Genomic DNA, 12,772 nt, shown 5'->3' on the forward strand with positions numbered 1-12,772 from the left:
GTCCCCGGGTGATCGGGGAGCGCCCTCCGGCGTTCGCTCGCGCGGTCGGCCGTGCGGTGTCGGCCGCGGTGCCTCAGTGGTTGCCGCCGCCACCGGGTCGGCCGCCGCCGCCACCGGCACCGTTCCCGCCGATGACGCCGGGCGGGAGGGTGAAGGTGCCGCCGATGACCCCGCCGTGGTGGCCGCCGGGCTGGCCCTGGTTGCCGCCGGCCGCCGCCGCGTCGCCGCTCGGCGGGGTGGCGGGGGCGGTCGGGTTGGGGTCGGCCTTGACCGGGTCCGGGATGGTGACGGTCTTGAAGTCGATCCGCTGGGTGCCCTTGAGGGCCTGGTTCATGGCCATCTGCCAGATCGGGCCGGGGCCGGTGGCGCCGAAGACGTCCGGGAAGTACGTGCCGCCGATGCTGATGTTCTTCATCTTCACGCCGCCGGCCGGGCCGCCGAGCCAGACGGCGGTGGCGAGCTGCGGGGTGTAGCCGTTGAACCAGGCGGCCTTCTTCTCGTCGGTGGTACCGGTCTTGCCGGCGATCTGGCGGCCGTCGTCCAGACCGAGGTTGCGGGCGGTACCGCCCTTCTCGGTGACGCCGAGCAGGACGGTGTTGAGGCTGTCGGCGGTCTCCTCGGACAGCGCCTGGGAGCACTGGCTGGCCGGGACCTTGACGTCCTTGCCGTCGACCGTGGTGATCTTGTTGATCGCGACCGGGGTGCAGTACTTGCCGCGCGCCGCGAAGGTCGCGTAGACGTTGGCCATGGTCAGCGGCGACAGCTCCTGCGCGCCGAGGACCATCGACGGGACCTCCTGGAAGTCCTTGCCGCTGGCGAGCTTGGAGATGCCGAGCTTGTTGGCCATCTGCTTGATCGGGCAGAGGCCGATCTGCTGCTCCATCTGCACGAAGTAGGTGTTGACGGAGAGCGCCATCGCCTCCTTCAGCTGGTAGGGGCCGACCTCGCTCTCGGACTCGTTCTTCACCGTGGCCTTGGGGCGGTCGGTGTTCTTCCAGGTGCCCGTGCAGGTGGACATCGAGGGGTACTCGATCTTGTTCTCGGAGGGGAACGCCTGGGTCGGGGACATGCCCGCCTCCAGCGCCGCCGCCGCGAGCAGGGGCTTGAACGTCGAACCGGTCTGGAAGCCGTTGCCGCCGCCCATCGCGGCGTCGACGTTCAGGTTGATGATCGTCTGGTTCTTGTTGGCGTCCAGGCCGTAGGGGCGGGTCTGGGCCATCGCGAGGATCTTGCCGGAACCGGGCTCCATCATGGTGGCGGCGGCCGAGACGGTGTCGGTGACCTTGACCTTGCTGGTCACCGCGTTCTGCGCGGCGGCCTGCTTCACCGGGTCGAGGGTGGTGTAGATGTTCAGGCCGCCCTGGTTCCAGAGCTTCTTGCGGTCGGCGGCGGTCTTGCCGAACACCGGGTCCTGCTTGACCACGTGCCGGACGTAGTCGCAGAAGAAGCCCATGCCCGCGTTGGCGGTGATGCAGCCGTTCTGCGGCTCCTTGTACTTCAGCCCCAGGTCGCTGGCCTTCGCCTCCTTGGCCTGCTCCGGGGTGATGTGCTTGTTCTCCAGCATCTTGTCGAGGACGACGTTGCGGCGCTTGACGGTGCTCTCCGGGTAGCGCACCGGGTCGTACTGCGACGGGTTCTGCACCAGTCCGGCCAGGGTGGCGGCCTCGCCGATGGTCAGGTCCTTGTTGGCCTTGCTGAAGTAGCGCTGCGCGGCGGCCTCGACCCCGTAGGCCTGGTGGCCGTAGAAGGTGATGTTGAGGTAGTTGGTGAGGATCTGGTCCTTCGTCAGGTCCTCCTCCAGCTTGATCGCGACCTTCAGCTCCTGGATCTTGCGGCCGAGGGTCTTGCGCTGGGCCTCCAGGACGGCGGCGGTGTCGTCGCCGGCCTTCTCCACGTTGACGTTCTTCACGTACTGCTGGGTGAGCGTGGAGGCGCCCTGGGAGGTGGTGCCGCTCTCGGCGTTCTTGCCGATCGCGCGGAGCACGCCCTTGAGGTCGACGGCGCCGTGCTCGTAGAAGCGGGCGTCCTCGATGTCGACCTGGGCCTGCCGCATGTACGGGGACATCTGCTCGGCGGTGAGCACGGTGCGGTCGCGCTCGTAGACCTTGGCGATCAGGCCGCCGTTGGCGTCGTAGATCTGGGTCGCCTGGGAGAGCGGCGGGGTCTTGAAGTCGTCCGGGATGTCCTCGAAGCTCTCCGCGGTGTTTTTGGCGGTGAGGCCGAGCGCGCCGACGGCGGGCAGGGCCATGCCGGCCATCAGCACGCCGGACAGCACGCTGACACCCACGAACTTCACGCCGTGGCCCGCCAGGTCGACGGGGGAGCCCCGGCGGGGGGTTCGCGGAGCCCCGGATTCGCCGGGGTGGTCGGGGCGTCGGGGTGCCTGGGGGCGCTTCGGTGCCATGGGGAGAACCCTACGTCGCCGAATACCGTACATAGGGGCAGGTGTTCGCCTAGGCTTGTCACAAGCTTGCGACAGCTTCGGTGCGTCAACATCGGTCACTCTTGTGAGTGATGAGCTTTGCCCGAATTGACCCATTGTCGCCCGTTATTGGGGTGGCTGTCACCTGCTGTGCACCAGGATTTCGTAGCGCTGTGTAGTGGCGCGCGTGGCGAGAGTGGTGTGCGTTTCCCTGGCAAGGCTTGCGACCTGCAGTCACTCCAACGAGTGAGCTGACCGATACCCATAGTCCAATCGGGTCATTCGAGATTGAGCCCGAAGGGGCTGTTGCAAGCTGCCGTTCTTCCGTAACGTCCTCAACTGGCAACGGTGAATATGCCGTTGCCGCCGTGGGGGAGCCTCGATTCGGGAGAGGACGGCGCCGGCATGGGCTGGGTAGACGACTGGAGTGCGCAGGCCGCCTGCCGCACGAGTGATCCGGACGAACTGTTCGTTCAGGGGGCGGCACAGAACCGCGCCAAGGCGGTGTGCAGCGGGTGCCCCGTGCGCACCGAGTGCCTGGCGGACGCACTCGACAACCGGGTGGAGTTCGGGGTCTGGGGCGGGATGACGGAGCGCGAGCGGCGGGCGCTGCTGCGCCGCCGGCCGACCGTGATGTCGTGGCGGCGGCTGCTGGAGACCGCCCGTACGGAGTACGAGGCATCGCTGGCGACCGGCGTGATACTGACGGACTACGCACAGGCGGGCTGAGCCCGCGACACACCGCTCGGCCCCGCGACACGCCGGGCGGAGCTCGGAGGGCAGCACCGCGGACGGGCCGTTCGGCCCGGTGCGGAGCCGGCACGGCAGCGCGGAATGGGGGGTCAGACCGCGCCGCTGAGCCGCTCGCCGATCGCCCGCAGACCGTCCAGGTCGTGGACGTCCCCGGGCAGTGCGGCCACCTCGACGATCGGTACGTCGGGGTAGACCGAGACGAAGCGGTCCCGGGTGCGGCGCTCGCGCCCCATGATCTGCATCCGCTCGGCGTGCAGTCGCAGCAGTCCGGCAGCCAGGAGCTCGGCCGCGGGGGAGGAGTTCTCCGAGCCGTTCTCCTCCAGTGCCTCGGCCGCGGCCAGGGCCCGTTCGGCGGTGAGCTGCGGGGCGTCCGTGCCGTGCACCCGGTTGAGCACCAGGCCGGCCAGCGGCATCCGGTCGGCGGCCAGCCGGTCGACGAAGTACGCGGCCTCGCGCAGCGCGTCCCGCTCGGGTGCCGCCACCACCAGGAACGCCGTGCCCGGCGCCTTCAGCAGCTGGTACGTCCGGTCGGCGCGCTCGCGGAAGCCGCCGAACATCGAGTCCATCGCGCTGACGAAGGTCTGCACGTCGGTGAGCAGCTGGGCGCCGAAGATCTTGCCCAGGGTGCCGGTGAGCAGGCCCATCCCGGCGTTGAGGAACTTCATCGCGCTGCGCCCGCCGACCTTGGCCGGTGCGGTCAGCACCCGGATGAGCTTGCCGTCCAGGAAGGACCCGAGCCGGTTCGGCGCGTCCAGGAAGTCCAGCGCGGAGCGGGACGGCGGGGTGTCGACGACGATGAGGTCCCACTCCTCGGCCGAGCGGAGCTGGCCGAGCTTCTCCATCGCCATGTACTCCTGCGTGCCCGCGAAGCCGGCCGACAGGGACTGGTAGAACGGGTTCTCCATGATCGCCCGGGCCCGCTCGGGGTCGGCGTGGGCCAGCACGACCTCGTCGAAGGTCCGCTTCATGTCGAGCATCATGGCCTGCAGTTCGCCGTCGCCGGTGACGCCCTTGACGATGCGCGGGGTGTTGTCCAGCTCGGTCAGGCCCATCGACTGGGCGAGCCGGCGGGCCGGGTCGATCGTCAGGACGACGACCTTGCGGCCGCGTTCGGCGGCCCGCAGGCCGATCGCCGCGGCCGTGGTGGTCTTGCCGACGCCGCCGGAGCCGCAGCAGACCACGATCCGGGTCGCCGGGTCGTCGATCAGGGCGTCCACGGCGAGCCGGTTGCCGCCCCCGCGCACGCCGTCACCGCTGCCGCCCATGCCGATCCCGCCCGCCGTTGTGCCGCCGCTCACGCCGCCCCCTGCCGCTTCAGTTCACCCGCCAGCCGGTACAGCCCGGCCAGGTCCGCGCCCTCGCCCAGCAGCGGCAGCTCGTACGCGGGGAGCTTCAGCTGCTGCAGATCGCCCCGCTGGGCGCGCTCCAGTTCCACCCGCTCGGCGTGCTCGCGGGCCTGCCGCAGCAGCGGGTCGAGCAGCGGCTCCACCGCCGCCCGGACGGTCTCCGGCCGGCGCGAGCGCCCGCCGAGCCCGGCCTCGCCGAGTGCCAGCGCGACCTCCTCGCGGTGGTCGCCGTCCACCGCAGCGACCGCCGCCGCGTCCAGGACGGGCGGGCGGACCATGTTCACCAGCACCCCGCCCACCGGCAGCCCGGCCTCGCGGAGTTCGGCGAAGCCGTCGACGGTCTCCTGCACCGGCATCTCCTCCAGCAGGGTGACCAGGTGCACCGCGGTCTCGGGTGACTTCAGCACCCGCATCACGGCCTGCGCCTGGGTGTGGATCGGCCCGAACCTGGCCAGCCCGGCCACCTCGGAGTTGACGTTCAGGAACCTGGTGAGCCGACCGGTCGGCGGGGCGTCCATGACGATCGCGTCGTACGCGCGCCGCCCGTCCGGGCCCTTGCGCCGGGCCGCCTCGCAGGCCTTGCCGGTCAGCAGGACGTCGCGCACGCCCGGGGCGATGGTGGTCGCGAAGTCGACGAAGCCGACCTTCTGCAGGGCCTTCCCGGCGCGGCCGAGCTTGTAGAACATGTCGAGGTACTCAAGCAGCGCCTGCTCGGGGTCGATGGCCAGCGCGAACACCTCGCCGGCGCCCGAGCCCCTGCCCGCGTCGGGGTCCCTGCCGGCACCCGTACCCGGGCCGGCGCCCCGGCCCGCGCCGTCGGCCGGGCCGAGCTGCGCGAGCGACACCGAGGCGATCCGGCGCTCCTCGTACGGCAGTGCGGCTATCCCGAACAGTTCGGCGATCCCCTGGCGGCCCTCGACCTCGATCAGCAGGGTGCGCCGGCCCTCCGCGGCGAGCGCCAGCGCGAGCGCCGCCGCCACCGTCGTCTTGCCGGTGCCGCCCTTGCCGCTGACCACGTGCAGCCGGACGCCCTCCCAGTCGGGATCACGCCGGGCCGCCTGGCCGGGGGTGCGTGCCACGCTCCGTCTCCGTCCGTCTCCGAGGGCCGTCCGTCTTCGAGGGCGGCCCGCCTCCGAGCGGCGGGAGGCCGCTCCGAGGGCCGGCACCGCTCAGGTGCCCTCCCGCGAGGGTAACCAGGGACCGCGCCGGATGCCCGGAGCATCGGGGGGACCGGACCTGAATCATGCCCGGTTTGTGGGCCACCTCACACGCCGGGGTGCGGGCCGCCCCGCCACCCGGACCGGCTCGTCTAGAGTCAGCCCATGACCAAGTGGGAATACATGACGGCGCCCCTGCTGGTGCACGCCACCAAGCAGATCCTGGACAACTTCGGCGAGGACGGCTGGGAGCTCGTCCAGGTCGTGCCCGGCCCGAACCCGGAGCAGCTGGTGGCCTACTTCAAGCGGGAGAAGGCGGCATGAGCAAGGTCGAGGAGAAGCTCGCCGAGCTGGGCCTGACCCTGCCGCCGGTGGCCGCCCCGGTCGCCGCGTACGTGCCGGCCCTGCGCTCGGGCGAGTTCGTGTTCACCTCCGGCCAGCTGCCGATGGTGGGCGGCAAGCTGCCGAGCACCGGCAAGGTCGGCGCCGAGGTCACCCCCGAGGAGGCCAAGGAGCTGGCGCAGATCTGCGCGCTGAACGCGCTGGCCGCCATCAAGTCGGTGGTCGGTGACCTGGACCTGGTCGAGCGGGTCGTGAAGGTCGTCGGCTTCGTCGCCTCCGCGCCGGACTTCACCGGCCAGCCGGGCGTGATCAACGGCACCAGCGAGCTGCTCGGCAAGGTGCTGGGCGACGCCGGGGTGCACGCCCGCAGCGCCGTCGGCGTCACCGTGCTGCCGCTGGACGCCCCGGTCGAGGTCGAGCTGCAGGTCCGGGTCCGCGCCGACGTGTGACCCCGGGCACGGCCGCGCGTGCGGTCGAAGGCGGGGTTGGCTCTTCCAACCCCGCCTTCCGGACGCTTAGCATCCGGGCATGGACCATCGAGCAACGTCGCTCCCGATGCCGCCCGGTTGGCCTGCCCGGATCCGGGCAGTCGCCGCCGGCGAGCTGACCCCGCCGGAGCCCCGGCCCGCCGCCACCGTGGTGCTGCTCCGGGACGGCACGGCCGGCCCCGAGGCGTACCTGCTGCGCCGGCGCACCTCGATGGCCTTCGCCGGCGGGATGTACGCCTACCCGGGCGGCGGCGTCGACCGGCGCGACGCCGAGGCCGAGCTCGGCTGGGTCGGCCCCGGCCCCCAGGAGTGGGCCAAGCGGCTCGGCGTCGATCCGGCGACCGCCCAGGCGGTGGTGTGCGCCGCCGTCCGCGAGACCTTCGAGGAGGCCGGCGTCCTGCTGGCCGGCCCGGACGCCGGGAGCACCGCCGAGCCCCGCGACTGGAGCGCCGAGCGGGCCGCCCTGGAGGCGCACGAGCTCTCCTTCGCCGACTTCCTGCGCGAGCACCGCCTGCTGCTGCGCAGCGATCTGCTGGCCGGCTGGGCGCGCTGGGTCACCCCGGCCTTCGAGGAGCGCCGGTACGACACCTGGTTCTTCGTCGCCGCCCTGCCCGCCGACCAGAGCGCGGCCCTGGAGGTCGGCGAGGCCGACCGCGTCGCCTGGCTCTCCCCCGCCGAAGCCGTCCGGGGGTACCGGGAGGGCCGGTACGGCATGCTGCCGCCGACCGTCACCGTGCTGCGCGAGCTGCAGTCGCTGCACACCGCCGCCCAGGCGCTGGACGCGGCGGAGGACCGCGTGCTGGAGCCGGTCCTCGGAACGGCCGAGGTCCGCGGCGATCGGATCACCGTTCGCTGGGCAGGGTATGAGGAGCTGACCATCGACGGGGAGTTCCCGGGTACGAGCACCGCACCGGAGTCCTGACCCGCCGCACCGGAACCGCAGTCCCAAACCGCACTACGGCGGTCCTGAACCGCCGCAACCGCACCGCAACCCGCACCACGACCGCAACCGCGACGCAGAGAGGAAGACCTCCGATGACCCACAACGACGTGGCTCGCCGGACGGCACACGAGATGCCCGCCCGCAGCCTGACGCCCCGCACCACCGCCTGCGACTGCGACCTCGCCGAGTCGTACGGACCGGGCCGGCGCGCACTCACCAGGGCACTGCCGTTGCGCGCCCTGTTCAGGACCTGCGAGGGCGGCCGGTGAGCGGTCTCCTCCCCGGTGACCCCGCCGCCGTCGTCGACGGCGGGGCCACCCCCCGGGCGGTCTGCGTGCTGGCGCCGAACCCGTCGCCGATGACGCTGGACGGCACCAACACCTGGCTGCTCTCCGAGCCCGGCTCGGACGTCGCCGCGGTGGTCGACCCCGGCCCGCTCGACGAGGGCCACCTGCGCCGCGTGCTCGACCTCGCCGAGCAGCAGGGCAAGCGGATCGCGCTGACCCTGCTCACCCACGGCCACGCCGACCACGCCGAGGGGGCGGCCCGCTTCGCCGAACTCACCCGCACCGACGTGCTGGCCCTCGACCCCGCGCACCGGCTTGGCTCCGAGGGGCTGATCGCCGGCCGGCGCCTGGACATCGGCGGACTCGACCTGCGGGTGGTCGCCACCCCCGGCCACACCTCGGACTCGCTGACCTTCCACCTGCCCGCGGACGGCGCCGTCCTCACCGGCGACACCGTGCTGGGCCGCGGCACCACCATGGTCGCCCACCCCGACGGGCGGCTCGGCGACTACCTGGACTCGCTGCGCCGGCTGCACACGATGGCCTCCGAGCACGGCGTGCGCACGGTGCTGCCCGGCCACGGGCCGGTGCTGCGGGACGCCCTCGGCGCCGTCGACTACTACCTCGCCCACCGCGCCAACCGGCTCGCCCAGGTGGAGACGGCCGTGGAGGCCGGCTGCCGGACGGCCCCGGACGTGGTGGCCCGGGTCTACGCGGACGTGGACCGCGCGCTCTGGCCGGCCGCCGAGCTGTCGGTGCGCGCCCAGCTGGAGTACCTGGAGGAGCACGGGCTGATCTGACCCTCCCGGGTGGGGCGTGCGGGAGGGCCCGTACGCATCGGCGTACGGGCCCTCCCGGCGTGCGGACGGCGGTGCGCCCGCGGGGTCGGTCAGCGGGAGCGGCGCGACAGCCGCTCGACGTCCAGCAGGACGACCGCGCGGGCCTCCAGCTTCAGCCAGCCGCGGCCGGCGAAGTCGGCGAGCGCCTTGTTGACCGTCTCGCGGGAGGCGCCGACCAGCTGGGCCAGCTCCTCCTGGGTCAGGTCGTGCGCGACGTGGATGCCCTCCTCCGACTGCACGCCGAAGCGGCGGGAGAGGTCCAGCAGGGCCTTGGCGACGCGGCCGGGCACGTCGGAGAAGACCAGGTCGGACATCACGTCGTTGGTGCGGCGCAGTCGGCGGGCGATGGCGCGCAGCAGGGCGATGGAGACCTCGGGGCGGGCGTGCAGCCAGGGCTGGAGGTCGCCGTGGCCGAGGCCGAGCAGCTTGACCTCGGTCAGCGCGCTGGCGGTCGCGGTGCGCGGGCCCGGGTCGAAGAGCGACAGCTCGCCGATCATCTCGCTGGGGCCGAGGACGGCGAGCATGTTCTCGCGGCCGTCCGGCGAGGCGCGGTGCAGCTTGACCTTGCCCTCGGCGACGACGTAGAGGCGGTCGCCCGGGTCGCCCTCGTGGAACAGCGACTCACCGCGGGCGAGGGTCACCTCGGTCATGGAAGCGCGCAGCTCGCCGGCCTGTTCGTCGTCGAGTGCCGCGAAGAGTGCGGCGCGCCGCAGAACGTCGTCCACGTGCTTCCTCCTTCTCGGCCGGTCGGCTGTCAAGCCGGTCGGCGCAAGTTCGTACAGTGCTCTGCATCACCAAGCATGGCGCATGTCGCTCCGATCATATGAGGAGGGGGTGCGCCGAGGTGTCCTGCGCGGGGCCATTCGTACTCAGGGGTCACGTCCGGACGACCCGGTCCGGTGCCCGCCCCGTCCGGCACCGGGGCCTGCCGTCCGCCGCGCCCGTCCGCGCCGGCCGGCCGTCCACCGTGTCCCGCACCGGGCCGGCCGTCAGCCCGCGGCGGCGGCCAGCAGGGTGTCGGCGGCCGCGGTCCGCGCGTACAGCACCGAGCGGCCCGCCCGGTGGGCGCTGACCAGGCCGGCGGCGCGCAGGGCGGTGAGGTGCTGGGAGGTGCCGGCGGGGGAGAGGCCGCAGCGCCGGGCCAGCTCGGTGGTGGACGCCGGGGTGTCCAGTTCGGCGAGCAGTCGGGCCCGGGAGCGGCCGAGCACCGCGCAGACGCCCTCGGCCGGCGTGCGGTCGCGCTGCTCCCAGAGGGTGGCGGCGGCGCGCGCCGGATAGGCCAGCTGGGGCGGCTCGGGCGCCATGATCCGGGTCAGCACCCGGGGCCAGGCGAAGACCGAGGGGACGAGCACCAGGCCGCGTCCGGCGCTCTCCCGGGTGATCACGCAGTGCCGCTCGGCCAGGCGCAGGGTGCCGTCCTGCCAGCTGATGGTGGGGTGCAGGTCGCCGAGCAGACGGGCGGCGCCGTGCTCGGCCAGCTGCAGGGCCCGGTGGCGGACGTCGGCCTCCAGCACCGTGCGGATCCGGCTCCAGTACGGCGCGAGCGCCAGCTCCCAGTACTGCTCGGCCTCCTCGGCCAGCCGGGCGGTCGTCCGGCGGTGGTCGCCGGTCAGGTGCCGCAGCCGGGCGGGGACCGGTGGCAGCAGGGCGAGGTCGCGGGCGAGCTGCTCGGCGCCGGTGGCCCGGATCGCGGCGAGTTCGTCGGCGAGCCGCGGGGCCGCGGAGGCGGGCGCCGGGGTGAGGAGGTCCGGCAGGTGGCCCTCGGGCGGGATCAGGGCGAACAGCAGGCCCCGGTCGAGTCCGGCCGCCGCCAGCCGCGGCCGGACCTCGGCGGCCCAGCGGCGGTGCAGCGCCGGCACCGGGTCGCCCACCAGGGCCCGGATGCCGGTCACGACCTCCCACATCGGGGAGACGGCGAACCGGGCACGGGCCAGGTCGTCCGTCGAGAAGGCCAGTTCGGCCCGCATGCTCCGGCCTCCGCAGGGTCGGGGATTCGGTCAGAGCTTAATCAATTGGGCCCGTCGACGGGGGTGGTCAGCATGGTCGGGCGGGCAGGGCGCTGCCCGGTCCGACGATCCACCGAAGCGCGAAGAGGCGGCACCCCCATGTCCATCGACACCATGCCCGGCACCCCCGGCACCCTCCCGGCCGGCACCTCCGGAACCCCCGACACCCCCGGCGCCCTCCCCGACGGCTCCGCGGTCGGTGCCGACCAGCGGGCCAGGGCGCTGCGGCTGCGGGAGCTGGTCGCCACCCCGCCGCTGGTGCTGCCGAACGCCTGGGACGCGGCCAGCGCCGCCGTGATCGCCTCGGCCGGTGCCCCGGCGATCGCCACCACCAGCGGGGGCGTCTCCTGGTCGCTCGGCTGCGGCGACGGCGAGCAGCTGGACCGGACGCAGGCCGTGGCGGTCGCCCGCCGGGTCGTCGCGGCGGTCGACGTGCCGGTGACCGTGGACGCCGAGGGCGGCTACGGACCGGGGCCGGACGAGGTCGCGGCCACCGTGCGCGAGCTGATCGCCGCCGGGGCGGTCGGGGTCAACCTGGAGGACTCCACCGCCCCGGGCGGGCCGCTCTTCACCGTGGCCGAGCAGGTCGAGCGGCTGCGGGCGGCCCGGGCGGCGGCCGAGCGGGCCGGGCTGCCGGAGCTGCTGGTCAATGCGCGTACGGACGTCTTCCTGTTCGGGATCGGGGAGCCGGCGGGCCGGGCGGACGAGGTGCTCGCCCGCGCCGAGGCGTACGCGGCGGCCGGCGCGGACGGCCTCTTCGTGCCCGGCCTGCTGGACCTCGCGGTCCTGGCCGAGCTGTGCGAGCGCTCGCCGCTGCCGATCAACGCGATGGCGGGCCCCGGCGGGCCGGACGTCGCCGCGCTCGCCGCCGCGGGCGTGCGCCGGATCAGCGTGGGGACGGCGGTCGCCCAGCTCGCGTACACCGCGGCCCGCCGCGCCGCCGAGGAACTGCTCGGCGCCGGTACGTACGGGCAGCTCGACGGTGCGCTCGGGTTCGGCGACCTCGACGGGCTGCTGCGCCGCTGAGCGACCCGGGCGGGACCGGAGGGTCGGATTCCGCCGGCCGGTAGCCTTGCACCGACCGGGTGAGGGCACCTCGGTGGACTGCTCGACGAAGAACCGGGAAGGGCGCGGATGAGGCTGCTGGTCACCGGCGGGGCCGGCTTCATCGGGTCGCACTTCGTCCGCGGGCTGCTGGCCGGCGCCCACCCCGGTCACGAGGACGACCGGATCACCGTCCTCGACGCGCTCACCTACGCCGGCACCGTCACCAACCTGCCGACCGACCACCCCCGGCTGGCCTTCGTGCACGGCGACGTCCGCGACGAGGCACTGCTGGCCCGGATCCTGCCCGGCCACGACGCGGTGGTCCACTTCGCAGCCGAATCGCACGTCGACCGCTCCCTCGCCGGGGCGCGGCCCTTCATGGAGACCAACGTCGTCGGCACCCAGACGCTGCTGGAGCAGTGCGTGCGCGCCGGCACCGCCCGGGTCGTCCACGTGTCCACCGACGAGGTGTACGGCTCGATCGCCGAGGGCTCGTGGGACGAGTCCTGCCCGCTGCTGCCCAACTCGCCGTACGCCGCCTCCAAGGCCGCCGCCGACCTGGTCGCCCGCGCCTACTGGCGGACCGAGGGGCTGCACGTCTCCGTCACCCGCTGCTCCAACAACTACGGCCCGCACCAGTTCCCCGAGAAGCTCATCCCGCTGTTCGCGACCAACCTGCTCGACGGCCTGCCCGTCCCGCTGTACGGCGAGGGACTCAACGTCCGCGAGTGGCTGCACGTGGACGACCACTGCGACGCCGTCCGGCTGGTCCTCGACCACGGCCGGCCCGGCGAGGTCTACAACGTCGGCGGCGGGCACGAGCTGACCAACCGGGACCTCACCGAGCTGCTGCTGCGCCACTGCGGACGCGGTCGGGAGCTGGTCCGCCGGGTGGCCGACCGCAAGGGGCACGACCTGCGCTACAGCGTCGACGACCGGAAGATCCGCCGGGAACTGGGCTTCCGCAACCGGGTGCCGTTCGAGCGGGGGCTTGCGGAGACCGTCCGCTGGTACCGGGAGAACCGCTGGTGGTGGGAGCCGCTGAAGAAGGACGGCTGACGCCCGGCCGCGGGCGGAGGCGGGCCGCCGGGGAAGGACCGCCGGGGAGCGGCGGAACCGCCGACGCGGGACGGGCCCGTCGG

At 73.5% G+C, this 12,772-nt stretch carries 13 protein-coding genes; 8 read left to right on the forward strand and 5 right to left on the reverse strand.

Annotated elements, in window-relative coordinates; genetic code table 11:
• Window positions 1–73: 73 nt before the first annotated feature.
• Entirely contained in the window at window positions 74–2,404 is a 2,331-nt protein-coding gene (locus ACWGB8_RS06070; protein ID WP_452210724.1) for a transglycosylase domain-containing protein, read from the reverse strand.
• Between the two features lie 423 nt (window positions 2,405–2,827).
• Between ACWGB8_RS06070 and ACWGB8_RS06075 the strand changes: the two genes are divergently transcribed.
• Complete coding sequence (locus ACWGB8_RS06075) at window positions 2,828–3,151, forward strand: WhiB family transcriptional regulator (protein ID WP_452210726.1); 324 nt, start codon at window positions 2,828–2,830, stop codon at window positions 3,149–3,151.
• Window positions 3,152–3,264: 113 nt separating this feature from the next.
• On the opposite strand, the gene ACWGB8_RS06080 is transcribed toward ACWGB8_RS06075, so the two are convergent.
• Window positions 3,265–4,440, reverse strand: coding sequence for an ArsA family ATPase (locus ACWGB8_RS06080; RefSeq protein WP_452210834.1), 1,176 nt, complete (start codon window positions 4,438–4,440; stop codon window positions 3,265–3,267).
• A 29-nt stretch (window positions 4,441–4,469) separates the two neighbouring features.
• Complete coding sequence (locus ACWGB8_RS06085) at window positions 4,470–5,600, reverse strand: ArsA-related P-loop ATPase (RefSeq protein ID WP_452210727.1); 1,131 nt, start codon at window positions 5,598–5,600, stop codon at window positions 4,470–4,472.
• A 243-nt stretch (window positions 5,601–5,843) separates the two neighbouring features.
• On the opposite strand from ACWGB8_RS06085, the gene ACWGB8_RS06090 reads away from it, so the two are divergent.
• The 5 genes from ACWGB8_RS06090 to ACWGB8_RS06110 all read left to right on the forward strand — a co-directional run bounded on the left by ACWGB8_RS06090 (window position 5,844) and on the right by ACWGB8_RS06110 (window position 8,538).
• Window positions 5,844–6,002 carry a DUF4177 domain-containing protein gene (locus tag ACWGB8_RS06090; RefSeq protein WP_452210729.1) on the forward strand — a complete coding sequence of 53 codons (159 nt, stop codon included), beginning with the start codon at window positions 5,844–5,846 and terminating at the stop codon, window positions 6,000–6,002.
• The gene (locus ACWGB8_RS06095; protein ID WP_452210731.1) at window positions 5,999–6,469 is read left to right on the forward strand and encodes a RidA family protein; all 471 of its coding nucleotides are present in this window, start codon (window positions 5,999–6,001) and stop codon (window positions 6,467–6,469) included. Before ACWGB8_RS06090 ends, ACWGB8_RS06095 begins: the two co-directional genes overlap by 4 nt.
• 79 nt (window positions 6,470–6,548) lie before the next feature.
• A complete protein-coding gene (locus tag ACWGB8_RS06100) occupies window positions 6,549–7,430 on the forward strand; it encodes an NUDIX hydrolase (RefSeq protein WP_452210733.1) in 882 nt (293 codons plus the stop codon).
• A 113-nt stretch (window positions 7,431–7,543) separates the two neighbouring features.
• Window positions 7,544–7,720 (forward strand): hypothetical protein, encoded by a 177-nt coding sequence (locus ACWGB8_RS06105; protein ID WP_452210735.1) that lies wholly within the window; start codon window positions 7,544–7,546, stop codon window positions 7,718–7,720.
• A complete protein-coding gene (locus ACWGB8_RS06110; protein ID WP_452210737.1) occupies window positions 7,717–8,538 on the forward strand; it encodes an MBL fold metallo-hydrolase in 822 nt (273 codons plus the stop codon). Before ACWGB8_RS06105 ends, ACWGB8_RS06110 begins: the two co-directional genes overlap by 4 nt.
• An 89-nt stretch (window positions 8,539–8,627) precedes the next feature.
• On the opposite strand, the gene ACWGB8_RS06115 is transcribed toward ACWGB8_RS06110, so the two are convergent.
• The gene (locus tag ACWGB8_RS06115; protein WP_030288117.1) at window positions 8,628–9,302 is read right to left on the reverse strand and encodes a Crp/Fnr family transcriptional regulator; all 675 of its coding nucleotides are present in this window, start codon (window positions 9,300–9,302) and stop codon (window positions 8,628–8,630) included.
• Between the two features lie 264 nt (window positions 9,303–9,566).
• The gene (locus ACWGB8_RS06120; RefSeq protein WP_452210739.1) at window positions 9,567–10,544 is read right to left on the reverse strand and encodes a DUF5937 family protein; all 978 of its coding nucleotides are present in this window, start codon (window positions 10,542–10,544) and stop codon (window positions 9,567–9,569) included.
• A gap of 138 nt (window positions 10,545–10,682) precedes the next feature.
• Between ACWGB8_RS06120 and ACWGB8_RS06125 the strand changes: the two genes are divergently transcribed.
• Together ACWGB8_RS06125 and rfbB are read left to right on the forward strand one after the other, a co-directional pair.
• Complete coding sequence (locus ACWGB8_RS06125) at window positions 10,683–11,609, forward strand: isocitrate lyase/PEP mutase family protein (RefSeq protein ID WP_452210741.1); 927 nt, start codon at window positions 10,683–10,685, stop codon at window positions 11,607–11,609.
• 108 nt (window positions 11,610–11,717) lie between these two features.
• The gene (gene rfbB / locus ACWGB8_RS06130; RefSeq protein ID WP_452210743.1) at window positions 11,718–12,689 is read left to right on the forward strand and encodes a dTDP-glucose 4,6-dehydratase; all 972 of its coding nucleotides are present in this window, start codon (window positions 11,718–11,720) and stop codon (window positions 12,687–12,689) included.
• The last annotated feature ends 83 nt before the right edge of the window (window positions 12,690–12,772 follow it).

Source organism: Kitasatospora sp. NPDC054939 (genome assembly GCF_053610105.1).